Raw genomic sequence first — 26390 nt, forward strand, 5'->3', positions numbered from 1 at the left:
CCAGCCAATCGACAACCGTGGTTCGTGGTTTGGCAAGACGCAGTTCCTTTGGACCCCGACCAAGCAACTGGAAGTGCGTCTCATCATCGCAGGTGAAACCGCCCGTGACGGCGACTACGCTTTGAACGACGTGGCACAGTTGCGCGCCACACCACGCCAGTCCGCCCGCGACTTCGGCGGCTTCACCAAGCGTGATGTCTTGATGCCAACCTTGCAGGTCACCTGGCACGGCGATTCCTTCGACTTCACCTCCACCACCGGTCTCGTCTGGTGGAAAACTCAGGATGTCACGGACCTCGACTATTCGACGTTCAACTTCGTGCCGGGCAACACCTTCCTGCTGCGCAACAACCGCCAGCAGCAGACCACCTGGAGCCAGGAGTTCCGTTTCTCCAATCCCAAGAATGTCCCGATCTTAATCAGCGATTCGGCCTTCCTCACTTGGCAGGCCGGTGCGTTCTTCTTTGACCAGACGTATGAGCAGACCACCGCGCAGAATCAGGACAATGTCTTCTTCCCTGTCTTCATTCCAGCAAACACCACCAACACCAGTGCCGCGCTGCATGATCAGGGCATGGGCCTGTATGCCCAGTCCACTCTGACCGCCTGGAAGAAGCTGGACATCACCGCCGGCCTACGCTGGGACTATGAACACAAGCAGGCGGATCAGTCCGCCAGCCGCAATCCCATCGCTCCTCCGTTCCTGCCTTCACTGAATGCCTCCTCGCGGACAGCGAAAACGTACAGCCAGGTGACTCCTCAGGCATCCATCGCTTACCGCTTCACGCCCGGTCTCATGGCCTACGCCGGTTTTTCCGGTGGCTACAAGGCAGGTGGCTTCAACACTGCTTCAGTGACCGGGCGCACCAGCTACGACCAAGAGCGTAGCTGGAACTATGAGATCGGTCTGAAAGGTCGCGCCTTGCAGGATAAGCTGGGCTTCCAACTCGCTGCCTTCTACACCGACTGGAGAAACCTCCAGCTCAACACGCCCAACGCCGCCTCCCTCGCCACCTTCGACGTCATCAATGCCGGCAATGCAGTCTCCAAGGGCCTGGAGCTTTCAGCTAACTATCAGGCGACTTCCAGTTGGACGGTGTTTGGCAGCGCCGGGCTGCAGACTGCACGCTTCCTCTCCGGCAGCATAGACAGCGGCGCTGCCATCGGCGGGAACAAAGTACCCTACACGCCGAACTACACTGCGGCTGTCGGCAGCCAGTACAACTGGGAGCTTTCTCATGGCTGGACCCTCTATGCCCGTGGCGATGTGAATTTTCTGGGTGGCTTTGTTTATGACAGTTCAAATGCTGCCGGGCAGGGTGCCTACACGCTGGCAAACTTCCGCGTCGGCGTGCGCAGAGAGTCCTGGTACAGCGAGTTCTTCGTGAACAACGCCTTCAACACCCGGTATATCCCCATCGCCATTCCGTTCCCAGGCCTGGCGGCCTCCGGCTACATCGGCGAAAGCGGCGCTCCGATGACTTTCGGCGTCCGCGCGGGCATCAAATTTTAGTCTGTTAGCGTTGGTGCACCGGCGGTTGATGGCGATAACACTCTGTCAGCCGGCGATGTGCGTTTACCTTCCTTCCCATGCCACTCACTCCAGAACAAATCGCAGCCTATCATCGTGATGGCTTTGTCACGGCACACGGCGTCTTCGCGGCTGAAGCTGCCGAACTCCAAAACGAAGCCGCGCGGCTCACGGAGCTTAAACCGCTCATCGACGTGAACAACATCCGCTGCCGCTGGCAGGATCACGCGGAGACCGGTGAATGTCGCTTCGACTGCTTTGATCCCGTGATCGACATCAGCCCCGTCTGCGAACGCATTGCCCGCTCCCCGCTACTGCGCGACATGGCCGCCCAGCTCTACGGCGAGCCCGCCTTCCTCTTCAAAGACAAGCTCATCTTCAAACCGCCGGGTGCGAAGGGTTATGACATGCACCAGGACTACATCTCCTGGGAGAGTTTCCCCGAGTCCTTTCTCACCGTCATCGTGGCCATTGATCCTTCGGATGCCTCCAGCGGTGCCACCGAAGTCTTCCCCGGCTACCATGAGCAGGGCTGCATGAGTCCGCGTGACGGCATGTATCACACGCTGAAAGACGATCAGGTGGATGTGACCCAAGGTGTCGTGCTTGAACTTCAGCCCGGCGATGTCGCCTTTTTCAGCGGCTTCACGCCGCACCGCTCTGCGCCCAACAAATCGGAGCACTCCCGCCGCCTGCTCTACCTCAGTTTCAATACGGCACGCGACGGTGGCGACGTCCGCAGCGCGCATTACGCCTTTTTCCATGAGTGGTTGCAGGAGCGCTACGCAGAGTATGGCAAGACCGAGACCTACTTCCGGTGAGCGAACTCAAACACAGCTCCTTCACCACTCCTTCCGTGTGGACGCAGGTCGTCGCGGGTGCCTTGCTCATGCTCGCCACTCTACCGGGTCGTTCGCATGGTCTGGGGCTCGTCACCGAGCCGTTGCTGAAGGAGTTGCAGCTCTCGCGCGACACCTTCGCGCAGATCAATCTCTGGGCCACATTGGGAGGTGCCTTGGTGTGCTTGCCTGTCGGCGCATGGCTGGACCGCTGCGGGCTTAAAACTGGCGCACTCGTGCTTCTGCCCGCACTGGCCCTCGTTGTACTTGTGATGAGCGGCATGCATGTGGCCGCCATGGGTCTCTTCGTTTTGGTGCTGCTCACACGAGCGCTGGGGCAGGGGGCCATGTCCGTGCTCAGCCTCGCCGTGGCAGGCCGTGCCTTCCGGCACAATTCCGGTGCCGCCGCAGGTGCTTATGCCGTGCTGATGTCCGTGTTGTTCATGCTCTCATTCTATGTTGTCGGTAAATTGGTGCATGATTCCGGCTGGCGCGTGGCATGGAGAGACATCGGCATTGGCCTACTGGTGGTAATGCCCGTTGCCTTCTGGCTGCGCAACACGAGTGCCGAAAAGCAGGTCGAAGCCGGCACGGACGCTGACCTCACGCTGGCGCAATGCGTGCGCATCCCCGCGTTCTGGGCTTACAGTGCAGGCATATCAGCCTTCGCGGCCATCTCCACCGCCACGGGCCTGTTCAATCAGGCGTTGCTGGCTGAGCGCGGGTTTGATCAGGAGGCGGCTTATCATTTCCTCGCCGGTTCTGCGATCATTGCATTGCTCGGCCAGATGATCTGCGGCGCGGGCCTCCGCTGGCGGCCCATCCGCTTCTGGCTGGGTGGTGCCTTGTTCATTCAGGCGGCAGCGCTGGCCGCCTACAAGTTCATTCAATCCAGCGCTGGCATGTGGACTCTCGCGGCCCTCATGGGAATATCCGGCGGCATCATCACCGTCGCGTTTTTTGCCATCTGGGGCGACTCCTTTGGCAAACGTCATCTTGGGCGCATCCAGGGTGTCGCGCAGATGTGCACCGTCCTCGCCTCCGCCCTCGGCCCCCTGCTGCTGGAGCGCGGCGCGGGATTTTTGCATGGTTACGCAAATACGCTGATGATTGCGGCTCCGATGTGCGTTCTACTCGGCCTGCTGGTGCTGATCTTGCGCCCGCTCCCACCTGCTGCATGAGCGATCCCGCCCGCAAATTTCATCTCTCTCTCAACGTCTCCGACCTGAACCGCTCGGTGGCCTTTTATGGCGTGCTGTTTGGCCTCGAACCCGCCAAGCATCATGCCGATTACGCCAAGTTCGAAGTTGAGTCACCCCCCACGGTGTTCTCGCTCATTCCTGGCCGTGCGGGCGGTGGTGGCTCTCTCAATCATGTGGGTCTGTGCCTGCTCGATTCTGAGGAACTCGTCGCCATTCAGATGCGCTTGGAACAGGCCGGCCATAAAACCCTGCGTGAGGACGGCGTGGCCTGCTGCTATTCGCGGCAGACAAAATTTTGGGTGCGTGATCCAGACGGCGTGCTGCTGGAGCTGTACATCTTCCATGAGGATCTCGACGATGATGGGGACCATCATTCGCCGGAAGGTGAGCTGCCTACTCTCATGGGGGGCGAGGCTGAAGCCGCCACACCTGCGGTGACGTGGACACACCGTCTTGGCGAGGCCCTCACCCTGCCGCTCGCGCAGGACGCCTTCAGTGTTCAGGAAGTCGTGTTGGAAGGCACCCTCAATGCCACCGGCATCGACCTTTCAGCCTTGCTCAGAGAGGCGCTACGCATTCTCAAACCCGGCGGCACCATCTCCTTGCATGGCCTCGTCGCGGATCGTCCGCTGGTGGATTCTCGACCAGCTTTGCCAGGACCGGCTGCCGCGGTGCAGCATGTGCCCGATTTTCCGGGGATTGTGCCGCTTTTGGTTTGTGTCGGATTCCGCAATGCGCGCTTCACCAAGCTCTCGGAAAAGGGCTATTTCGAGGCTGAGGGCGTGCCGCTGCGGGAGGTGCTGATCAGCGCCGTGAAGCCTGGTTTTCGGTCGGCCAAAAAAGATCAAACGGTTGTTTATCTCGGACCGCAAAACGCGGTGGAGGATGACTTTGGCAACCGTTTCGTCAAAGGCAGTCCGGTGGCGCTGAACATGCATGACTGGCAGGCGCTGAAAAACACAGCTGCATCGTCGTTTGCGTTGTTGCAGCCGCTTGTCGAAACTCCCAATCTTCCAACCAACTCCATGTCCACCAAAGCACGTTACATCATGATCGGCGGTTTCCTCGGCGCCGGAAAAACGACCACTGTCGGTCGTCTGGCTAAGTATCTCAGTGATCAGGGGCTCCGCGTCGGCCTCATCACGAATGATCAGGCGGGTGGTCTGGTGGATACCAAGCTGTTGCGTGGTCAGGGCTATGCGACGGAGGAGATCGCGGGAGGATGTTTCTGCTGCCGTTTCAACACTCTTGTCGATGCGGCGAGCAAGCTGGCGAATGAAGCGAAGCCGGATGTGTTCATTGCGGAGCCGGTGGGAAGCTGCACGGATCTGGTGGCCACTGTGACGTATCCGCTGCGCCGCATGTATGGAGATGCCTTCACTGTCGCTCCGCTCAGCGTGCTGGTGGATCCCATCCGCGCGCGGCGTGTTTTTGGTCTGGATCAAGGCGGCACGTTCTCGGCCAAGGTGGCCTACATCTTCAAAAAGCAGCTCGAAGAAGCGGACATCATTGTCATCAGCAAAAGCGATCTCATTGAGGACACGCAGCGTGAGGAACTGCGAGCGGTGCTGGCAACGGAGTTTCCGCTGGCGAAGATCGTTACTGCTTCACCCCGGCAGGAGACGGGGCTGGATGAACTCTTCGCAAGCCTCATGACAGACGAGCAGGCGCGGCGAAACCCGATGGCGGTTGATTACGAAGTCTATGCCGACGGCGAGGCGCTGCTGGGCTGGCTGAATGCCACGGTGACTCTACAAGCCGACGACGAGTTTGATGCAAATGCGTTTCTCAAGCAGCTCGCTTTGATCGTGCAGGCAAGCTTGCAGCGTGACGGTGCCGAGATCGCGCATTTCAAAATGACCTTCAGTCCAGATGACGGCATCGCGGGAGAGCTGGCGAGCATCAATCTGGTACGGAGCGACTATGTGGCCGAACTCGGCATGGAGCTGGACGAGCCGACCACGGGTGGTCAGTTGATCGTGAACCTGCGTGCCGAAGCTGATCCTGCCTCGCTCATGGAAGCCGTGAAGGACGGACTGGCAGAAGCCACGCTGAATTTCTTTGGCCTGAAAGCCACGCTGGATCACGAGGAACATTTCCGCCCCGGCAAACCCACACCGACCCATCGCGATGGCGAAGTGGTGGTGGAAACGAAGGGAGGCTGCAAGCCGGGCAGCGGCTGCTGTTGAGTGGGGGCTAAGGCTTCCAGGCCTTGCTCCACAGCACGTAGATTTCGTGCATTGCGCGCTGCTCCAGCGGGGTCCATTCCAGCGTGCGCTCCAGCAGGGTCTTGTAGCTGCCGAGGCGTGGGTCTTTGTCCACGGCCAGCTGGTAGTTCTCCAGCGCCTTTTGAATGTCTCCGGTGCCCCAGAAACCGAGGACGAGGGAGTAGTAGTCGTAGTGGGCCTGATGGTCGCTGAGCTTGGCCGCCAGCTCAAACTCCCGCACTGCATCCGCGTGGTCGCCCAGGTTGAAATAGGCCCACCCAGCGCGGTTGTGCATGTTGGGCTTGTCACTCAGAGACAACGCTTTTTTCAGATCCGCCCGAGCTTCATCTTTTCGTCCGAGCAACGTCAGCACGTACCCACGATTGGAATAGGCCTGGGCGTTTTCTGCGTTTTCCGCGATCTGCTTGTTCAGGATCTCCAGCTTGGGCGTGGTCTTCGCAGGAGTCGGTGCATCTGCGGCAGCGGCGGACAGTGCCAGAGCGAGAAAAAGGAAGGCAAGGCGGGGGTAAGTCATGGGAGGGGCGGGTGAGGGGTGAAATCAAAGAACGCTCGAGATGCCTGGTACATTCCAGCGAACAAATCAGGCGGGCGGGAGCGTTCTTGGTGAAGTGGCTGTTGTCAGAGTGAATATTCATCTGCACGTATCCCCATGAGCTGGTTCCAACTCGACCCCCCAAGCATCGCCAAACGCGCCCGTGCTGCAGGTTCTCCTGTACCTACACTTTGGGCTTCTCTCAAACGCGGTATGATTGGGTTCACAGTTGTCAGTGTGGCTGGCTTTGTGCCGTGGGCCGTGTTTGGCCAATGGTTCCACAAGCAGGGGGGAGAGGCGGGCATGTATGCGGCCTGCGCGGTGGTGTTCCTCGTTCTGACCGCGCCGCTGCTGCATCGGCTTATCATCGGGCCGGGTTCGATGTCGCGATTTTACAAGGTCTTCTGCCCGGCGTTTGCCGCGTATTCGGTGGCGTGGATTGCGGGCTGGATGATGCTGCGCGGCCACCTCGGCAGCATTGCCGGACTGATCAGTGGTACTGTGGTGATGGCTTGCATGCTGGTGGCGGCCTTTGATGCGTTGCGGGTGGTGGTCAAAGTCTTCTTCGCGCTGTTTGTGTTGAACGCGATCGGCTACTTCGTGGGTGGTGTGTCTGAGGCTGCGTTCATCAAAGAGTATCCGCTGTACGCGAAACTGAGCTGGGGTGTCTTTTATGGGATCGGTCTCGGTGCCGGTTTAGGGCTGGCCTTTCACATCTGCCAGGGGCGTGCGCGGAAGCTGCTGGCGGGTGGCTGATTCGGTGCGCCTCTACGAAGGAGCATGGAAGGAATACGTCTGGCTCAATGGCAAGTCCCTGCCGGCTGAGACGGGTGGTGATCCAGCGGGTACGAAGTAACTTTGGGTCAGGTTGAAAACAGCGTCGTCGCCTGCGGGTGGCGGCGCTGTTTGCTTCAGGGCTTGGCGGACCGCCGAACCTCGATCTTGATGACCTGACGCACCCAGCGAGCGTGGCGTTTCTCCTTTGGCAGAATGATCCGCAGGGGGCCGATGGCGGCATCAAGGGGCCTGCCGTTTTTTTGATCTGCCAGGATCACCGGGCCTTCGTTGGCAAGAGGGTCAAGCTCTGGCAAGGCATAGACGGCCTGATAGCCGTCCGAGGCGATGACAACGATGTACAAGGACAGTGCCGGACCCCGCAGCTGCTCGCCCATGGGCACGCCCGCGCTTTTGAGGATTTGGTATATTGGCACTCCGGAGTACTGCGCTTTTTCGCCCGAATGCTCCACAGCATCGACAGTCTGATGAGGGAGGAGTTCGAGATCGGCAAGCGCGAGCTTGAGCGGTTTTTCCACCTCGCCGGAAACCTCCAGCGTTTGTGCGGTGAGCTTGGTGGCGAAGAAGAGGAGCAGAAGCAGGCGCATGAAGATGTGGATTAGAATTTGATCTGCACGTTGGCGAACAGGGTCCGTCCTGCGAGATAGTAGCCTTCGGTGAGGGCGTAGTTGCGGTCGCAGAGGTTGTTGGCTCCAAAGCTCAGTGTGGTCTGGCCGGGGAGGCGGATGGCGATCTTGAGATTGAGCAACGCATAAGCACCGACTCCCTGCCCCGTTGTGAGCGACCAGCGGGAGCTGTTGTATTCGGCGCTCGGAATGATGCTGAGCCATTCGACGGGGCGGATATCGGCCCAGCTGAACAGGGAATGACGTGGGGTATCAATGAGTTTCACATTCGGCTGGCTGATGTTTTTGCGGTCGAGGTAGGTGTAGTTGGTGCCGAACTCGATGGCGCTGTACGGCTTGTAAGTGAAGCCAAGCTCGGTGCCGAGATTGCGTGATTTGCCCACATTTTGAAGCTGGAACACTCCGGGGGTGACGTTGTCCACACGCTGGATGGTGTTATCAACAGTGGTGGCAAAGAGGCTGGCGTGGATGGAGAGTTTTTTGGTGAGATCGCCGTCGTAGCCGATGTCGTAATGGATGGCGTGCTCCGGCCGCAGGTCGGGATTGGGGATGGCAGCGCCGAGGCGGTAGGAGTAGCGGTCTTTGATGGTGGGAAAGCGGCTCTTGCGGGCGATGGTGGCGTGGAATGTGCCATGCTCGGGAAGCTTGTAGAAGAAGCCGATCTGAGGATTGAGAGCCGAGAAGGTCTTGCCGCCGAGAGGTCTGCCGTTGTTGGTGTCCACGGCTTCGATGACGCTGCGGCGGTCATAGCTGGCGCCGACCGTGGTGCTGAATCGACTGGTGAACTGATGGGTGTCTTCCAAGCCGAAAGAATATGTGGTGTCTTCAAAAGTGTAGTAGGGCGCTCCGGCGTTGTGCTCTTTGTGGCGGTCGAACTTGCCGTGGAGCGCGGCCTTCAGGGTGTTTTTTTCGGTGAGTTTCGTGCCGAACTCGAGGCTGCCGCCGAGGGTGTAGTCGTCGTAGTAACTTTGGAATCCGGCGGGAGGATTCTGGGTGTTGTAGTTGGCGTTATTGTAGGCAAAGAGGGTGTTGATGAACTGGTCAAAGTAGAGGCGCTCTTTGATATAGGAGTTCTTGGTGATCTGCGTGTGGCCGATGAAATAGATCGTCTGCTTGTTCCACTCGGGCCATTGCCAGAAGCGGCGTGGCTGCTGGGCGGCTGGCAGGGTGCCGGCATAGACGGGATTGCCTTTTTCGCCGTGCTGATAGATGTAGCCGAGGGCGTACTCGTCCGTCTTGTTTGGCATGTAACCGAGCTTGGCGCTGATGCGCCAGTCCTGGCGGTAGGCGTTGTCCCGCAAGCTGCCGTTTTCGCTGGGTGTGGGAACGAAGTCCTTCGACATGGGGTAGCTGTCCACACTGAGGAAGGAGCCGCCGAGCTGCAAATACCAGTGCTCGTTGCGGAAGCCGACGTTCAAGGCGGACTGATAGCCGCCCTGCTGCATCCAGCCGCCGAGGAGATCGCCCTCGAAAGACTTCTCCGGCTTGCGTGTGACGATGTTGATGGCTCCGCCAAGGGTGTTGGCGCCGTAGGTGGCGGAACTGAACCCTTTGGAGACGCTGATGCCAGCGACGTCTGCGGTGGTGAAGCGCGCCAGATCGACGTAGCCGTCATAGGGAACATAAACAGGAATGCCGTCGATGAAGACTGGGGTTTGGCGCAGGTCAAAACCGCGCACATAGACACCGGATTCGTTGCGCGGTCCGTTGCTGTTGGTGACGACGCCGGGGCTGAGGCGCAGCGCGTCAGAAAGATCATTGCGCTCGAATTTGCGGATGCTGCCCGCACTGATGCGGCTGGCCATCGTGTCCGCACCCGTTTCGGCGTCTGCAGTGATCACCACTTCGCCAAGTTCGAAAGCTTCAGGCTCTGCGGCATGCTGAGTAGAAACAAGGAGGGCTGAAAAAATGACAGGGAAGAGGATACGGAATGACATGATAATGTCATAAACAGGACATTATCATGCCACAAGCCAAAAAACGCAGGCTCCTTGTGCGAACGGTTCATGGTTTTGATGAAAACTATTCCTCGATCGTGGAGGCTGCCGGCAGGTGCCGAACGGAGTCAATCAACGGGGGAGAGGAGGTGCTCCAGGAGCTCTCCCATCAATGCATTGATGCGGTCATACGCAGCAGGCTCCGCGGCACGAAGCGCGGCTTCGGATTGAACGAACGTGTCCTCGATCAATTCGTTCCGACAGTGCGTGATGATGGCGTCAGCGCTTGCGGGGGTGGTCTCCAGATGAAACTGGAGGCCGATGACATTTGAGCCGATTTGAAATGCCTGATTCTCGCATGCGGCGCTGCTGGCCAGCCTGACTGCATGATCCGGAAGGTCGAAGGTTTCCCCATGCCAGTGGAAGACACTTGTAGTGTGCGGGAATTGAAACGTGGGTTCAGGACTTGGGACTGCCTTAATGTCGAACCAGCCGATCTCGCGCTGCCTGCCTGCATAAACACGTGCCCCGAGTGCGCTGGCGATGAGCTGAGCGCCGAGGCAGATGCCGAGCACGGGGACGCCTCGCTGGATGGCGGTGTGGATGAACTGCTTTTCGTCCGCCAGCCATGGCAGTTCGGCTTCGTCGTTCACACTCATGGGCCCGCCCATGGCGATGATGAAGTCCACGGTGGCAAGGTCCGGCAGGCTGCACGATTCAAAGAACCGTGTGTAGCTGATCCGCGAGTCGCGTGCCAGCAGCCATGGCTCCATGCTGCCAAGTCCTTCAAACGGGACATGCTGAAGTATGTGGACGTTCATGCGGGGTTTTACGCCAAGTTCGCGCTGCTGCAAAATCAGAGTTCCGATGTTGCATCGTCAGGTTACGAAGTGGGTCTCCTGCTGGTTTGACTGTACTGCTATTCCACCGCACTTTGACAGCATCATGTCACGAGCCCAATCTCAGCAGCATCCCGTGGCGGCGCGGCGCAAAGCTCTTGGCTGGTCGCAGGACGACCTGTCACTACGAGCAGGGGTTCCGCGCAGTTCGGTGAGTGCGATCGAGGCCGGGCGGCTGACGCCCTCAGTGACTGCCGCATTGGCGGTGGCGCAGGCTCTGGAATGCAGCGTGGAAGAGCTGTTTGGTCCGGGTGACAAGAAAGCGGGGACGGAGTGGTCATGGGCCTGGAAGCCGCAGGCGGACTCGGGTCGTTATTGGGAGGCCGAGGTCGGCGGCTGCAAGTGGCTGTATCCGGTGGAGACGCTGCCAGGCAGTACGTGGGCGCATGACGGTCTCTGTCGTGAGAAAGTGCTGCATGAGCGCAGCGACTGGGAACCCAAGCAGACACTTGTTCTGGCAGGCTGTGATCCGGCGGCGGGACTGCTCGCGGCAGAATATGCGGCGGCATCGGGGTTTCGTTTGCTGGCCTTTCCGCGCGGCGGAGGGGCTGCACTGGAACTATTGCAACAGGGATTGGTGCATGTGGCGGCGCTGCACCGTTCCACCGTGGAGCAGCCGGACCGCAATGCGGAGGCGGTGCGTGAGAGACTCGGAGGAGGATATCGATTGCTCCGCAGCGCGGACTGGGAGGAGGGCATCGCACTGCCAGCGCAGGATCACACGCGGAGCATCGCGGCCTGCGCCCGGCAGGTGCGCCATTGGGCCATGCGTGAGCCGGGCTCGGCGGCGCGTGAGTGCCTGGATGAACTGCTGGGGAAGCCGCATGCCTCAAAGCGCATCCTGCTGAGCCACCAGGCTGTGGTCGAGGCGGTGCGCGGTGGCTGGGCGGAGGCCGGGGTGTGTGTGAGGCTCTGCGCCGAGGATGCTGGGCTGCGCTTTCTGCCCGTGCGTAATGAATCGCTCGATCTGTGTTTCTCGGCCGCCATGGAGCGCGATCCGCGCATTCAGGCGCTCATTCGCCTGCTACGGAGCCGGCCGCACCGAAGGCTGATTGATGAACTACCGGGGTATGACGCGAGCCATACTGGCGATATGATCACGGTTTGACGGCTTCGGGAGCGGCCGCCGTCGGCTTCATGGAGACCAGGCGGGTGGTGACCTGCTGGTGCACGGGCATGGGCTTGCCCTCCACTTTGAGCTGAATCGCGGCGGAAAAGACGGCCAGGGAGATGGTTTTGCGCTCCAGATCAAAGAAGACGTGGCCGTTGACCTTGGAATTGTCCCCAAAGGTCACGGAGCGCTCGGTGTCGAGTTCACGGCCGGTGCTGTCTTTGTCGGGTTTGGATTTCATAGTGCCTTCGAAGGCGATCTGGGCCTGACGACGACCTTCGCGGTCAACGACGCCGTCGAATTTGGCGTTCAGCTTCACCTGAACCGTGCCTGCCTGGGGGAAGGGGACGAGCTCGTCGGAGATCCACTTGTCACCCGGGCTGACGGGGATTTTGGGCAGGCCCATTTCCAGGGAGCGGCGATAGAGCGTGGCGAGCTGACGGGCGGTGGCGATGGAGTTCAGGTCGGGTTCGACGTCACCTGTGACCATGGAGCCGATGTCTTTGGCATCGACGAAATTGTCCTTGGCATCATAGACGAGGGTGAAGCCTTTGCCCGCCGTCCCGCCGAGAGTTTGCTGCAGCTGGGGGCTGGAGGAGCCGGGGTTCCTGGAATCAAAAACATAGCTTTTGCCTTCGAAGGACATTTCTCCCAGGAGGGCTGCGATGAGCACTTTGGCTTCGGTCTGGTCTGCGGGAGTCTTGCTGACGGTGATGGAAGTGATCTGATGAAGGCGCATTTTCTGGTCGGTGGTTTTGCCGAGAGCCGTCAGAAAATTCGTCGTGTCGGTGTCTGATTCCTGGATGTAGGTCACACCGGGTTCCCAGTGCAGCTTCAGCTCCACCGGGGAATCCTGGGCGGGAGAAGAGAGGGGAAGGCAGAGAAGAGATGTGGCCAGAAGCGCAGCGGTGCGGAGCATGGCCCGAGGTAAGCGAAAGACCGTGGGTTTGCAATACGGCTCTCCTCCAAGAGCTGGTGGTTTCTGGCATGCGGAGAAAATAAATTGGGAAGTTGGCACGACTTCGGCTTAAACCTATTTTCGCAAAAGATTGGGCCAGGAAAAAACATCTTCCCACGGTTCTGATCGTTGCAATTCGTGAACCACACTACTAATTGCCGTTAACCATGAAAAAAGTCGAAGCGATCATCAAGCCGTTCAAACTGGAGGATGTCAAAGAAGCCCTCTCCGAAGTCGGAGTCGAAGGCATGACTGTTGTTGAGGTCAAGGGATTTGGCCGCCAAAAGGGCCACACCGAGATCTACCGTGGCAGTGAATACACCGTCGATTTCCTCCCGAAGGTGAAGATTGAGGTCGTCGTTGACGACAGCCGTGCTGACGCAGTGGTTGATGCCATCGTCAAGGCGGCAAACACTGGTAAAATCGGCGACGGCAAAGTCTTCGTCAGCGCTGTGCTTGACGCCATCCGCATTCGCACCGGCGAGCGTGGTGCCGATGCTGTCTCCAGCAGCTAGTTTTACACCCCCGAAACTGCCAATCATACATAGAACCCATCTGCGGCGTGCCGTTGGTGGGTTTTTTGTTGCCCTGGTTCAAGCAGTATTGTGACGGTTTCGTCACATGGGGGTGGTCTGGTTGCCTTGACAGCACCCATGCTGCTCGCTCTAAATGGCGGCCCCGTCCCACTGACGGGTTCTCCCCATGATTTCATTTCAAAAGATTTTCGGCAAATCGGATGTGTTTTACGATCTGCTCGAATCCAGCGCCAGTCACGCCCGGCAGAGCGTCCAGTCCCTGCACAAGCTGCTTTCTGATCCCGCCGCGCCCCAGAATCTCGATGCCTTCACCGCTGCGCGCCGAGAGGACAAGAAGATCACCCAGCAGATCGACGAGGCCCTGTGCAAAACTTTTGTCACTGAGCTTGAGCGTGAGGACATCGAGTCGCTGGCAAATGCGTTGTACAAGATTCCCAAGACGGTCGAAAAAATCGCCGAGCGCCTGCTGATTTGCAGTGAGCGGCTGGCAGGAAAAGATTTTTCCCGCCAGGTCAAACTGATGGACGCGGCCGCCGAGATCATCCTCACGATGGTGGTGGAACTGCGCAAAAAGCTGCACCTCGAACGGGTGAAAGTTTTGAACGACAAGATTCAGCAGGTCGAGGGGGAGGCTGACAAGCTCATGATCGAATGCCTGCGGGTGCTTTACACGACTGAGAAAGATGCGGTGATGGTGATCATTTTGAAGGATCTGTACGACCTGATGGAAAAGGTGGTGGATCGCTGCCGCGACGCGGGCAACGTCGTCGCTCACATCGTTTTGAAGAACTCCTGACCGCCCGCCGCGCATGACCCTCGTTCTTACCGTGGTGCTGGTGGCGTTGATCTTTGAGTATATCAACGGTTTCCACGATACCGCCAATTCCATCGCGACTGTGGTGTCCACGAAGGTGCTCACGCCGCGGATGGCGATCATTCTTGCCGCTGTGACGAATCTGGTGGGTGCGTTGTTTGGTACAGCGGTGGCGAAGACCATCTCCTCGGGGCTGGTGGATTCGGCATTCGTCACTACGCAGACCATCATTTGTGCGCTGTTGGGAGGCATCATCTGGAACCTGATCACTTGGTGGTTTGGCATGCCGTCGAGTTCGAGCCATGCCCTGGTCGGCGGGCTTACCGGGGCCACCTTGGCCACGGCCAGCGGCAACTGGTCAGTGCTCATCTGGTCCAAGGCACCTGCGGCCGGGAAGCCATGGTTCGAAGGCGGAGGACTGCTCTACAAAGTCGTGGTGCCGATGATCAGTTCACCGATTGCCGGGCTGTTGCTCGGGTTCATGGTGATGTCGTTTCTCTATCTGCTGATCTCGACCTTGAACCACCTGTTTGGTGTTCTCAAACCGCACATGGTCAGCGGCGTTTTCGGCAAGCTGCAGATCTTCAGCGCGGGCTTCATGGGTTTCAGCCATGGCTCGAACGACGCGCAGAAAACGATGGGCATCATCGCCCTGGCCTTGCTGGCCGGAACGAAGTCCGGGGACCTGGCCCAAATACCCGACTGGCTCGGCTTTCTGCGCATCGAGTCGCTGGGAGAGAAGAGTGATCAGATTCCCGTGTGGATCAAGGTGGCCTGTGCCCTCACCATGGCTGCTGGGACGGCTGCCGGGGGCTGGCGCATCATCAAGACGCTGGGTCATAAGCTGGTCAAACTGCAGCCTGTGCATGGTTTTGCGGCTGAGACGACTGCCGCCACCGTGCTTCTCACAGCGGCGCATTTTGGCATGCCGGTTTCTACGACGCATGCCATTACGACCAGCATCATGGGGGTCGGTACGGCGAAGCGGTTGAATGCGATCAAGTGGAACGTGGTCACGCGGATTCTCTGGGCTTGGGTGCTCACCATTCCGGCCACCGGGCTGATGGGGTATCTGATCTTTAAGCTGTTCGGCACTCCGGTGGCGTGACTTCATCCAAGGCGGACCTGAGTGCGGCCACCATGCACTCGATTTCATCGAGCGTGACGCAGAGCGGTGGCATGAGCACGATGGTGTTGCCGATGGGGCGTGTTAGCAGTCCATGTTTGCGGGCGGCGAGGCAGACTTTGGAGCCGAGGCTCAGATCGGGTGAATCGATGGTCATCGCCGCGATCATCCCGCACTGGCGGTAGCCGGGAAGATCTGCCATGAGCGCGCCTAAGCGGGCAATTTTGTCAGGCAGTTGCTCAAGCACGTGTTCGTCAAGGAACACCTGCAGACTGGCGAGTGCAGCGGCGCAGCCGAGCTGGCTGCCGGCGAAGCTGTGACCGTAGAAAAAGGTGCGACCTTCGTGCGGCTCGCCCAGGAAGCCTTCAAACACACGCTCTGTAGTCAGTGTGACGGCCAGGGGCAGGTAGCCACCGCTGAGCCCCTTCGCGAGGCAGAGGAAATCCGGCACGACGCCTTCATGCTCACAGGCAAACATTTTTCCGGTGCGGCCGAAGCCGGTCATCACTTCGTCGAGGATTAAAAATACATCCTGCTCGGCGCACCAGTCATCCAGCTTTTTCAGCATGCCCTGCGGCCAGAGGCGCATGCCTGCGGCCCCTTGAATGAGCGGTTCAATGACGACGGCGGCGATGCGGTTGCGGTCATCCAGGGGAAGGGAGTCAAGGGCGTCCAGGCTGGGGACGGTGATGACGCGGTAGCCGAAATCGTTGCCACTGCCTTTGAAGAGAGGGATGCCCCCCAGGCTGGCGGCACCGAGGGTGTCGCCATGGTAGGCGCGGTCAAAGGCGATGAGTGTGTCACGTTCCGGCCTGCCGTTCTGCTTCCAGTACTGCAAGGCCATGCGCACAGCGGACTCGATGGCGGTGGAGCCGTTGTCGGTGAAAAAGGCGCGGGTGATTTTGCTGCCGGGCAGTAGATCGACGAGTTCCTTGGCGAGCCGGATCGCGGGTTCATGGGTGAAGCCGAGAAAGGAAGTGTGAGCCACTTTGCCGAGCTGCGCGATGATGGCCGCATTGATAGCCGGGTGCGTGTGGCCATGGGCGTTCGTCCAGATGGAGGCGTTGCCGTCGAGATACGAATTGCCATACTGGTCACGCAGGGTGCAGCCATGTCCTTCCACCAGCATCAGCGGGGTGTGCTCCGGCGCACACCACTGCCGCATGGGGGTGAAAGGGTGCCAGAGATGTTGTTGATCGAGTGTAGGCAGGTCCGGAAGATGTGGCATGGGGGTTGCGTTCTTTTTACATTACAATCCTTTCTTCATGAACTGGCGTTGTTAATTTTTTCGGTTCATTTAATGTCCGCAGCTTACCACAGCTTTCTTAGGGATGATGGAGTCTCACATGTCAGCAGTTAATCTCTCAAACTCAGCCGGTCTTCCGGCTGGGAACAGCGGGCTGTTTCCTGCCACCATGTGGTCGATGATCCAGGAGGCAAAACAGGGTGAAGATGTCCTGAGGGGACTGGAACGACTTGCCCGGGCTTACTGGCGGCCCTTGTATGTTTTTGCGCGGCAGCGTGGATCTTCACATGAGGCAGCCTCGGATGAGGTGCAGGGATTTTTCGAACATCTGCTGTCGTCCGAAATGCTGAAGAATGTGCAACGCGGCGAAGTGCGGTTCCGCAGCTTTCTTCTGAGGTGCTTCACCAACTGGCTCCACAATGAGCGTCACCGCAATCATGCGGCGAAGCGTGGTGGTGGTGCAGTCCTGCTGCCCTTGAATGAAATGGATTCGCAGATCGACGAGCCGGCCTTGATCGAGGGGCAGTCCCCCGACAAGGCTTTTGACCACGGCTGGGCGCGTGCCTTGGTGGATCATGCCATGAAGCGGCTGGAGGAAGAACTGGAACAGCGTGAGCGCAGCGTGTTCTTGCAGGAATTGCGCCAGCGCACCTTTGCCAGTGGTGCTGCGGGACCCGACTGGGAGGAAATGGCCAGCCGGCATGGGATGTCTCACGGGGCGGTGCGCAAAGCGGCCACTGATCTGCGCCGGCGGTTTGGCATCCTGCTACGCACGGAGGTGAGGACCATCGTTTCCAAGGATGAGGAGGTGGACGACGAGCTGCGGTATCTGGTGAGCCTGCTGTCCATGGCGGCATGAAGCGTGCTGGAAACACGTATTCATCTCCCCCATGAACCCTGCCGCCAACGAGTCACTCATCTGTTCGATTTGCTCTGGCAGGCTGGAGCGTGATGGTGTGTGCTTGGTGTGTCTGCTGCAGGAGGGGCTGGATGCGGATGAAGTGACTGGGCTGGAAAGTCCGAAGGCCGCACTGCCCGAGCGGTTTTTGACCCTGCCGTGTGAGTTTGCGGGCTACAGGCTGGTGCGCGAAATCGCCAGCGGCGGGATGGGGATCGTGTATGAGGCGGAGGATGTGAAGTTGAAGCGGGTGGTGGCCATGAAGGTGGTGCGCAACGCGCAGTTCGCGACGCGGGAGGAGGCGGCGCGGTTCCGCGCGGAGACGCAGGCCATCGCGCAGCTGGACCACCCGGACATTGTGCCGATCTACGAGAGCGGGGAGGAGGACGGCATGCCCTACTTCACCATGCGACTGGCGGAGGGCGGATCGCTGGCGGACCGCTTGAAAAGGCGTGGGATCATGCCCGACCGGGAGGCGGCGACATTCATGAGCCGGATAGCGCGTGCGGTGCAGTATGCGCATGAGCGGGGGGTGCTGCACCGGGATCTGAAGCCGGCGAACATCCTGCTGGATGTGAGCGGGAAGCCGATGCTGTCGGACTTTGGGCTGGCGAAGCTGCTGGATGCGGAATTTCAGCTGACGCGCAGCAATGCGTATGTGGGCACACCGCACTACATGAGTCCGGAGCAGGCGGCGGGGAAGTCGAAGGAAGTGACGATGGCGAGTGATGTGTGGGCGCTGGGGGTGATGCTGTTTCAAATGCTGACAGACAAGCTGCCGTTTACGGGAGGGAGCGCGGTGGAGGTGATGAGGCGGATCACGCAGGAGGAGCCAGAGATCAGCTCGTCGGGAAAGCTGACGGTGAGGAAGGAGCGGAAGAATGCGAAAGAGGAAAAGGGCAGGCCGGAGAATGTATCGGCGGCATCTCTGCAACGGGTTCAGCCGGATTTGGCCACGCTGATATTGCGCTGCCTGGAGAAGCAGCCCGCAAGGCGGCTGCCAAGCGCTGGATTTCTGGCGGATGAACTGGACCGGTTTCTGAACGGGGAGCCGATTCAATCGAGAGCGGTGGGCTCGCGTGAGAGGGTGTGGAAACTGATGAAGCGCAACAATGCGGCGACTCTGGGCATGGTCGGCATCACGCTGTCGCTGATCGTGGGCACAGGGGTGTCGGTGTATCAGGCGGTGAAGGCGCGTGCGGCGGAACGTGTGGCGTTGAAGCAAAAACAGGAGTCAGACAAGATCGCGTCCATCATCCTGGAGACGTTTCATGGCACGGACGAACATCTGGTGGGCCGCGGCATGGGCCAGGAGGAGATGCGTGTGGAGCTGCTGCGCCAAGTGAGCGCATTTCAGGGAGATCCGAGACGCAAAGCAGAGATGCTGGAGGAGGTGTCCAGATTTTTGAACAAACCGTCGGACTTGCAGATCTACCGTGAAGTGCTGGCGGAGATGGAGCCGAAGGTGGACGCCGATGATCCGCTGCTGTGGTGCATGCGATACCGTGTGATGCTGAAACAGATGCACATCACCGATGCTGCCAGCACATTGGGCGGGGAATCCCGCGACGAAATGCGCCGGATCATCGCCTGGCAGGAAGCGCATCTGGCGGCAGACAATGGGCAGATCTACAAAACCAAGTATGCGCTGGCAGAGGAGCTGGTGCAGGAGGTCAAGACCAGGGATGCCTTGGAGGAGGCTGAGGTGCTGCTGCTCTCTTGCATCGCGAACTACAAAAAGAAAGCTGACGACTTCGACTTCATCCTGGGACGCACTGAACTGATGACGGCGATGTTCGGCCTGGGCCGAACAAACGAAGCTTTGAACCTGGGCCGCGAAACCTGCGACTACGCCATGGAAAAGTATGGCGAGGGGCATTCGATCACCGGTCGTGCCTATGGACGTCTGGCGAAGCACTGCCGCGACGAGGAACTGGTGGAAGAGTCGATTCTGCACGGGCGGCGTGCGATGGACATTTACTGGCACACGGTGGGGCCGGATTATGTGAGGGCCAAGGCCACTGTCAAAGCCCTGAGTCAGACGTTGGTGAAGTCCGGTGATCTCGCCGGCAATCTGGAACTGCTGCGCAGCGAAGTGAAGGTGTGTGATCAGCAGCTTGGACCGGTCCATGACTACACGCTGGTGCGGGTGGAGGCCCTGCTGGCGACACTGCGGCAGATGGATCTGCATGAGGAGGCACGTGAGCTGGGCGGCTCATGGCTGGAGCGAGTGCGATTGATCGAGGGGCTGCTGCCTTCCGGGGCTGCGGGACTGCTGGTGCAGCAGTCGCTCACGCTCCTGAAGCTGGGACTTGCCGCAGATGCAGGCGCACTGCTGCAGCAGCTCCCGCCTTTGCTGAATCAAATGACTGGTGAGGTCACCTCGCTGGCCCGGTTTCTACCGCTGGCAGTTGACTTGCAGGGATATGGAAGGCCTCTGGAAGCGAGGGCGATTTTGTGGCGGCTCATCGCCGTCTGTGAAGAGCAGCAGGATGAAGAACCGAAACTGGCGGGGCAGGTATTGCTCAAAGCGAAGCAGCAGCTGCAGCAGGTGGAAAAAGACCATCCGACCCAAAAAGAATCCGGTCAGTAAAGTTTCAAACATGAGCCCTCTCCGCAAAAAACGGCAGGGCAATGAAACTATTTTTCATTCATGAGGTAACACGACAGTCGGGAAGTTGTGGATGGTGGATGCACGAACTCGTGCATACCCATGAAAACACATTATCACCTACTCCGAAAAGTGCCGCAAGCGGCGCTTGCAGCGATCATGTCGCTGTCTCTTGTCCTCAGGCCGGCTTATGCCATTGATCCTGGGGTCGTCTCCACCTCCGGTGGGAGCAGCGTGTCCGTCGTTGATGGCAGTAACTCGACAGGCTACTTCCTGCAGTCGGGCACTTACAACATCAGCAACGTCACCTTGCAGAACTTTTCCACTGTGGGTGGGGATGGTGCTGGTGGCGGTGCTGGGTTCGGCGGGGCCATGTTCATCAACACGGGTGCGACGGTCACGCTCAACAACGTGAATTTCCTCTCCAACAATGCCACAGGTGGCAAAGGCGGTGTGGGAACGACCGGCGGTTCGCTCAACAACTTGTTTAATTCAGGAACGTCGGCTGTTGTGGGGGCCGTTGGTTTTACACCGACCTATAGTCTTATAGCGGACATCAACGGGGCCAGCGGGACCAAGGGGGGCGATGGCGCCAACAGCACCACGGGTTTTGGGGGCGCAGGTGGCAATGGAGCCAGTGGAACCGGGGGCGGGGACAGCAGTCCGTTGCTCATTGCGACAGTGGTCAACGCAGCCGCCACTTTAGCGGTCAACATCGCCAAGGCAGGGGGGGACTCCGCCAATCCATTTACCTTTAACGTCGGTGCTGGTGATGTGCCGGTGGTCATCTTGGATGCGATTAATCTGGGAATTGCAACGGCCGATCTCATCTCCTTTGACAAGGCGCTGGCAGATGGTCAGATCGGCGTCGGCGGCTCGGGTGGATCCGGGGGGCAGGCGGGCAAGAGCGGCTTTGGCTATGGCGGCAAGGCCGGTGGCGCTGGCGGCAATGGCGGTGCCGGGGGGCAACCATGGAGTGGATCTGGTTTTGCAGGCACTGGCGGTGCGGCAGGAGGTGACGCCGGCTCCGGCGGCCTGGGTGGCATGGGCGGCTTCGGTGCTGGCGGCGGCGCTGGCGGCGACGGCGGCACGGGTGGTAGTGGTGCGAGCTGGAGTGGTGGCCCCATTGCCGAAAAGACGGAAACAAAGACCACGACGCAGACAACGAAAGCCTACTATGACCAGGTTGAACGCTTTCCGGGTCAGGATGACGCTGGCGGATCGGTGCAGAACACCGATCCGATGGGAGCAAACTATAACACGACGGCGTCCTTTTATACGACTCGCTATGTGAACGGACTCTTTCACCCGGCCGAAACTGTGGAAAAAACAATCACAACAGTGACTCCTGGATTTTCCGAAGGCACAGGCCAACGGCCAAACGGTCTTGATGGCAGCGGCGGGGCAGGTGGCAATGGCGGCTTTGGTGGCGGTGTTGGCACGACTGGCAATGGATACAGCACGCTGGCCGGTGGCGGCGCAGGCGGCAGCGGTTATGGCGGTGCCATCTTTGTACGCAAGGATGCCACGCTGACCATCACGGGCAATGCCGTGTTTGATGGTAATGGTGCCCGAGGGGGCAACGGCCAGGCTGAGGGCGCGAATAACATCGCCGGAGCACCCGGTGGTGCGGCTGGGTCGGATTTGTTCATGATGACCGGCTCCACGGTGATCCTTGATCCCGGCACAGGCAAAGTGATCACCTTCAACGGCGATCCTTCCGGCACTTCGATCGCAGATGACAGCGCGCCTTCGGGCACTTCGTCGGACATCCGTTCTGGCAAGGGCGCCGGCATCGAGATCCGCAGCGGCTTGGTGCAGTTCAACGGTACCAACACCTACACCGGCGAGACCCTCATCACCGGCGGCACCCTTCAGGCCCAGGACGGCGACGGCATCTACTTTGACAGCAACATCAACTTCAAGGGCACCCCGACTTCGGACGCGGTGTTAATGGGCAACGGTGATTTCACCCGCTACGTCGGCACACAGAGCAATCGCGTGCAGTGGACGGGCAGCGGCGGCTTCGCGGCCTCGGGCGGCGAACTCAATGTGAAGCTCAGCAACGGCCAGACCCAGACTTGGGGCAGCGGCAGTTTTGTGCAGAGCGGCAGCGCGCTGGTGTTTGGCTCCGCCACTGCGACTGACAAGGTCAACTTCGCCAATGACATCAACCTTGGCGGCGGCGTCCGCACGATTTTGGTGAAAGCCAACAATGCCGACGCGGACAACAATGTGGAAGAAAACGTCGATTGGGCTGTGCTCAATGGCGTCATTTCCAACGGTTCTCTGACCCTTGGTGATGCGACTCACACAGGCATTGTTGTGCTCACAAGGAAAAACACTTACACCGGCACCACGACAGTCAATGGAGGCAGTCTGGCGCTTTCTGGTAAAGGCGCATTGACGAGTTCGACAGCGGTGACGCTCGCCAGCAACACCGGCTTGGATATTTCTGGCATCGATGCCAGCAGTCAGACCATTGCCTCGCTGACAGCAGCCTCAGGTTCCTCAGTGAGCCTGGGTGCGAAGAATCTCACGACGGGTGATGCCAGCAGCACCACGGTTGCGGCTGTCATCAGCGGCGACGGCGGCACTCTGACCAAGCAGGGCAGCGGCACCATGACTCTCACGGCAGCCAACACTTACACCGGTGTGACGACCATCAGCGACGGCACGGTGGCCCTCTCGGGCGCGGGTTCCCTCGCGGATACTTCCGATGTGAACATCACCGGAGCGACCGGCACGTTCGACATCTCGGCCATCAGTGCCAGCAGCGAAACGATCGGCTCCATCGCCGGCGTGGCAGGCTCCAAGGCAGTTTTGGGTGCAAAGAATCTGACGGCAGGCGGCGACACCGACAAGACGATGGCAGGTGTCATCAGCGGCAACGGCGGTTCCCTGACCAAAACGGGCAGCGGCAAACTGACCCTGACAGCAGCCAATACCTACTCCAGCGACACGACTATTGATGCAGGCACACTTGCCCTCGTCGATGCGGGCTCACTGGCAGACAGCACGGCGGTCAAACTGACGGACGCCAGCAGCAAGTTCGACATCTCGGCAAAAACCGACAGCAGCGAAACCGTTGCCTCCATTTCCAGCGTTGCGGATTCTTCCGTGGTTCTGGGCGCGAAAAACCTCACGGCAGGTGATTCCAACAACACCACCGTGGCAGGCACGATCAGCGGCACCGGCGGCTCCTTCACCAAAACCGGCAGCGGCACGACGACCTTCACCGGTGCGAACACTTACACGGGTGCCACCACCATCACCGATGGCACTTTGGCGCTTTCGGCAGGCGGTTCGCTCTCCGATCTAAGCGCCGTGAACATCTCCAGCGCCACAGGCGTGCTCGACATCTCGGGCATCACGGGAAGCAGTGAAACGATCGCATCCATCGCGGGTGTATCTGGTTCCCAGGTCTTCCTGGGTGCGAAGAACCTGACAGCAGGTGATTCCAGCAATACGACGATGGCAGGTGTCATCAGTGACGGCGGCATTGCCGGCGGAACCGGTGGCTCATTGACCAAGCAGGGGACTGGCAAGCTCACGCTCTCCGGAGCGAACGCCTACACGGGTGATACCACCGTGAACGCAGGGACTCTGGAAACCTCCGGCAATGAGCGCATTGCGAATGCATCGGATCTCATCGTGGCATCTGGCGCAACCTTCCTGCTCGGTGGCTATGAAACCATCAGCAGCATCTCGGGCGCTGGTAGCATTAATCTGCAGTCCAACACCCTGGCCAGCTTTTCCAATGTGGACACGACCTTCTCCGGTGTCATCAGCGGCACGGATTCCTCGATCCTGAGCAAAACCGGCAGCGGCAAGCTCACGCTCTCAGGAGCCAACACCTACACCGGCACCACCAACTTCACTGGCGGCAGTGCTGATCTGACAGGCAGTTTGGAAAGCAAGTTCGTCAACGTTGCGGCCGGTGTCATTCTGGACAGCAAAACTGGCGGTCTCTCTTCGGCGGCAGAACTGAGCAACGACGGCACGATCAATCTCGGCTCCACCGATGACACGGTCAAAACCTACACCAGCACCGGCACCATCAACGGTCCTGGTACGCTGACAGCGCTGAACTACAACCTCAATGGCGGTTCAGTCGTCAATGCCAATCTCGGCACTGGCACCATCACCACCAATGGAAACGTAGATCTCTACGGCACAAGTGCGGCTGCGACGATCGTCATCAATGCAGCGAGCGTTCTCAACCTGAAGGGTCCTGAACTGATCTTGAACACCGCGTCGGTCACAGTGAACGGCACGCTTAACCTTGCTTACACTCCTGCAGGAACAGAAACCTTCCAGACTCTTCTGGGTTCTGGCACCATTCACACCAATGGCAATGCGCTCATTGTGGCTGACGGTGGCAACTTCACAGGTACTCTGGATGCATCAGGCTCCACACTCACCACGGGCGGCGGCGCCGGTGGTGGCGGAGGCGGCGGTGGTTTGACTCTGGGCGGTGGCACCACCACCACGCAGAGCACCAATATCGAGAGCGGTCTTACCATCGGCAGCGGTGCAACGCTGAACAGCAACACGATCACCATCGCCAATGGCAGCACGCTGGATCTCAGCGGCGGCGGCACGATCATCTTCACCACGCTGACCAGCCTGGATGCTACGGGCGGCACCATCAACATCGGCAGCAATGATTTCATTGTTCCGGTGGGTTCCACGATTGCCGGTAACATCAAGTTCGTCGGCACTGGCAACGTCATCATTCTCGGCACCATCGCTCCAGGCTTCTCTCCTGGTGTGACGGACCTCACAGGTGCAGGCGTCAGCCCCGTCTTTGGCGGCGCGTTCAAAGCTGAGCTTGCCGGTCTCGGCGGAGTGGGCGGCACAGACTTAGACCAGATTCAGCTGGCACCGGGAGCAACGCTCACGATCAGCAACGCTCTGAATGTGGCTACGTTTGCCGGCTTCACGGCGGTTCAAGGCAACAAGTTCCAGCTCATTTCTGGTCCTGGCGGCGCAGTGCCGATCAATCACCTCATCGGCACCTTCTCAACGGTGACCTTTGATGCCGATGGCATTCTGGGCATAAATCCTGCCGTGACCAACGCCGCTGTCGTCTTTGACGTGAACACCGGTGCCCTCACCGCCACCGGTCTCAACGGCGCCACCAGCACCTTTGCTGATCTGGGTGGCAATGACAACCAGCGCGCAGCAGCAGCGTCGATCTTCAACGCGGCCTTCGTCGGCCAGAACCAGATCGACTCCTCCACCACGGCCGGCAGGCTCGCCCTGCAGATCACTGACGCAACCGGCGGCTCCGCAGCCGATCTCGCCAAATACACGCCTGACTACTACGGTTCTCTGGCTGACTACGCCTTCATGGGCAACCAGGTGCTGGCACGCAGCATCCAGGACCGTGTGTCACCGATGAACTACATCCCAAGCCAGATTGATGAAGACAGTCTGAGCCAGGTGCCGGAGACGATGTCGATGTTCATTGGCTACACCTATGCCAACCTGAATACAGCCGACTCCGCCAGGGCCACGCGCAACGATTACTATGCCGGGGTCAACCTGCTGGCATCGGAAGACTATGTGTTCGGCATCGCCGGCAGCATGAGCCAGGGCAGCATCAGTGCGGCACTGGGCAGCGCAAACTCCGATGGCTGGGGCGCGATGGTCTTTGGCCGCTACACGGTGGCGAAGAGCTTCACGTTCTTCGGCAGCTTTGCACTCAACCAGCAGAACATGGACGTGCGCCGCCAGACGGTTAATGGCACAGTCACAGGCTCCACGGACGTGGCAAGCTACGTGGGCTTCCTCGGGGTGCAGTACAAAGGCTGGCGCGTGGGCGGAGTGTCCATCGCACCGCGGGTGTCGTTGAGCTACTCGAACTCCCAGGTCGGGGGCTTCAGTGAAACGGGAGCGATTGATGCGCTCAACGTCGGTGGTTACCACAACAACCGGTTCATGGGAGAGGCGGGTCTGTCCGCGCTGTGGAGCACGGATATTGCGGGCCATGGATTGAATCTGGAACTTGCAGCCTCGGTGCAGCAGTACTTCCAGAACACGAAGAGCCAGATGGGGGTGAACGTGGCATCGGTGCCATCAGCGAGCTACGGCGTGAACTTTGCCAAAATGGGCAACACGCAGGCGGTGGTCCAGTTCAACGCAGGCTACGAACTGTTCAAAGCAGTGACGAGCTACGTGGGCTACGAAGGCCACTTCGGCAACCAGAGCACGCAGTACGGCAAAGCGGGCATCCGCGTCAACTTCTAAGCGGTTTGGAGCCTCCCCACCGTTGGCTTGGATGATGTGATAATCATCCAACCGGCGGCGGGGAACGCCTCAGACAGCTTTGAGACCAATGCAGGCGCGATCTTTTCATGGGGGTCGCGCCTGTTTCTTTTTTTAAAGCGTGTCTATGCCGTGGCTGATCAACTTAATGCAGCCATGCAAATAGCATCAAGCACAGATGCCACCGTGCATACACAACTGGCACCGATTGAGCTCTTGCCGGTTTGA

18 protein-coding genes are annotated in these 26390 nt (G+C 59.5%); 12 read left to right on the forward strand and 6 right to left on the reverse strand.

Annotation, left to right across the window (positions count from 1 at the left end):
• The 4 genes from ACIREA_RS05120 to ACIREA_RS05135 form a co-directional block, all read left to right on the forward strand.
• Positions 1-1513 (forward strand): TonB-dependent receptor (locus ACIREA_RS05120; RefSeq protein WP_397381185.1); only part of this gene is annotated, 1513 nt, incomplete at its 5' end.
• A gap of 77 nt (positions 1514-1590) precedes the next feature.
• Positions 1591-2352: a phytanoyl-CoA dioxygenase family protein gene (locus ACIREA_RS05125; RefSeq protein ID WP_397381186.1), complete on the forward strand. Its 762-nt coding sequence runs from the start codon at positions 1591-1593 to the stop codon at positions 2350-2352.
• The gene (locus ACIREA_RS05130; protein ID WP_397381187.1) at positions 2349-3551 is read left to right on the forward strand and encodes an MFS transporter; all 1203 of its coding nucleotides are present in this window, start codon (positions 2349-2351) and stop codon (positions 3549-3551) included. The genes ACIREA_RS05125 and ACIREA_RS05130 overlap by 4 nt, the downstream gene beginning before the upstream one ends.
• Entirely contained in the window at positions 3548-5761 is a 2214-nt protein-coding gene (locus tag ACIREA_RS05135; protein ID WP_397381188.1) for a GTP-binding protein, read from the forward strand. The genes ACIREA_RS05130 and ACIREA_RS05135 overlap by 4 nt, the downstream gene beginning before the upstream one ends.
• Before the next feature lie 7 nt (positions 5762-5768).
• Here ACIREA_RS05135 and ACIREA_RS05140 read toward each other — a convergent pair whose 3' ends face one another.
• Positions 5769-6314 carry a tetratricopeptide repeat protein gene (locus tag ACIREA_RS05140; protein ID WP_397381189.1) on the reverse strand — a complete coding sequence of 182 codons (546 nt, stop codon included), beginning with the start codon at positions 6312-6314 and terminating at the stop codon, positions 5769-5771.
• 135 nt (positions 6315-6449) lie between these two features.
• Here ACIREA_RS05140 and ACIREA_RS05145 point away from each other — a divergent pair, with 135 nt between their 5' ends.
• Positions 6450-7088: a hypothetical protein gene (locus ACIREA_RS05145; protein ID WP_397381190.1), complete on the forward strand. Its 639-nt coding sequence runs from the start codon at positions 6450-6452 to the stop codon at positions 7086-7088.
• A gap of 155 nt (positions 7089-7243) precedes the next feature.
• On the opposite strand, the gene ACIREA_RS05150 is transcribed toward ACIREA_RS05145, so the two are convergent.
• From ACIREA_RS05150 to ACIREA_RS05160, 3 genes are all read right to left on the reverse strand, one after another.
• Complete coding sequence (locus tag ACIREA_RS05150) at positions 7244-7714, reverse strand: molybdopterin-dependent oxidoreductase (RefSeq protein ID WP_397381191.1); 471 nt, start codon at positions 7712-7714, stop codon at positions 7244-7246.
• 11 nt (positions 7715-7725) lie between these two features.
• Entirely contained in the window at positions 7726-9690 is a 1965-nt protein-coding gene (locus ACIREA_RS05155; RefSeq protein WP_397381192.1) for a TonB-dependent receptor plug domain-containing protein, read from the reverse strand.
• A 128-nt stretch (positions 9691-9818) separates the two neighbouring features.
• Complete coding sequence (locus ACIREA_RS05160) at positions 9819-10511, reverse strand: type 1 glutamine amidotransferase (protein WP_397381193.1); 693 nt, start codon at positions 10509-10511, stop codon at positions 9819-9821.
• Between the two features lie 124 nt (positions 10512-10635).
• On the opposite strand from ACIREA_RS05160, the gene ACIREA_RS05165 reads away from it, so the two are divergent.
• On the forward strand, positions 10636-11697 hold the full coding sequence (locus ACIREA_RS05165; protein WP_397381194.1) for a substrate-binding domain-containing protein: 1062 nt from the start codon (positions 10636-10638) through the stop codon (positions 11695-11697).
• On the opposite strand, the gene ACIREA_RS05170 is transcribed toward ACIREA_RS05165, so the two are convergent.
• Entirely contained in the window at positions 11687-12619 is a 933-nt protein-coding gene (locus tag ACIREA_RS05170; RefSeq protein ID WP_397381195.1) for a hypothetical protein, read from the reverse strand. The genes ACIREA_RS05165 and ACIREA_RS05170 overlap by 11 nt on opposite strands.
• A 206-nt stretch (positions 12620-12825) precedes the next feature.
• Here ACIREA_RS05170 and ACIREA_RS05175 point away from each other — a divergent pair, with 206 nt between their 5' ends.
• The 3 genes from ACIREA_RS05175 (at position 12826) to ACIREA_RS05185 (ending at position 15116) form a co-directional block, all read left to right on the forward strand.
• Entirely contained in the window at positions 12826-13173 is a 348-nt protein-coding gene (locus ACIREA_RS05175) for a P-II family nitrogen regulator (RefSeq protein ID WP_184344828.1), read from the forward strand.
• Positions 13174-13360: 187 nt separating this feature from the next.
• Complete coding sequence (locus ACIREA_RS05180) at positions 13361-13990, forward strand: DUF47 domain-containing protein (protein WP_397381196.1); 630 nt, start codon at positions 13361-13363, stop codon at positions 13988-13990.
• Between the two features lie 13 nt (positions 13991-14003).
• Entirely contained in the window at positions 14004-15116 is a 1113-nt protein-coding gene (locus ACIREA_RS05185) for an anion permease (RefSeq protein WP_397381197.1), read from the forward strand.
• Here ACIREA_RS05185 and bioA read toward each other — a convergent pair.
• Entirely contained in the window at positions 15088-16362 is a 1275-nt protein-coding gene (gene bioA / locus ACIREA_RS05190; RefSeq protein WP_397381198.1) for an adenosylmethionine--8-amino-7-oxononanoate transaminase, read from the reverse strand. The genes ACIREA_RS05185 and bioA overlap by 29 nt on opposite strands.
• A gap of 118 nt (positions 16363-16480) precedes the next feature.
• Here bioA and ACIREA_RS05195 point away from each other — a divergent pair, with 118 nt between their 5' ends.
• The 3 genes from ACIREA_RS05195 (at position 16481) to ACIREA_RS05205 (ending at position 26144) form a co-directional block, all read left to right on the forward strand.
• Positions 16481-17239 (forward strand): RNA polymerase sigma factor, encoded by a 759-nt coding sequence (locus ACIREA_RS05195; protein WP_397381199.1) that lies wholly within the window; start codon positions 16481-16483, stop codon positions 17237-17239.
• A 31-nt stretch (positions 17240-17270) separates the two neighbouring features.
• Positions 17271-19871: a protein kinase gene (locus tag ACIREA_RS05200; RefSeq protein ID WP_397381200.1), complete on the forward strand. Its 2601-nt coding sequence runs from the start codon at positions 17271-17273 to the stop codon at positions 19869-19871.
• 120 nt (positions 19872-19991) lie between these two features.
• On the forward strand, positions 19992-26144 hold the full coding sequence (locus ACIREA_RS05205) for an autotransporter-associated beta strand repeat-containing protein (RefSeq protein WP_397381201.1): 6153 nt from the start codon (positions 19992-19994) through the stop codon (positions 26142-26144).
• The last annotated feature ends 246 nt before the right edge of the window (positions 26145-26390 follow it).

It is taken from the genome of Prosthecobacter sp. (assembly GCF_044373815.1).
Classification (GTDB): domain Bacteria; phylum Verrucomicrobiota; class Verrucomicrobiia; order Verrucomicrobiales; family Verrucomicrobiaceae; genus Prosthecobacter.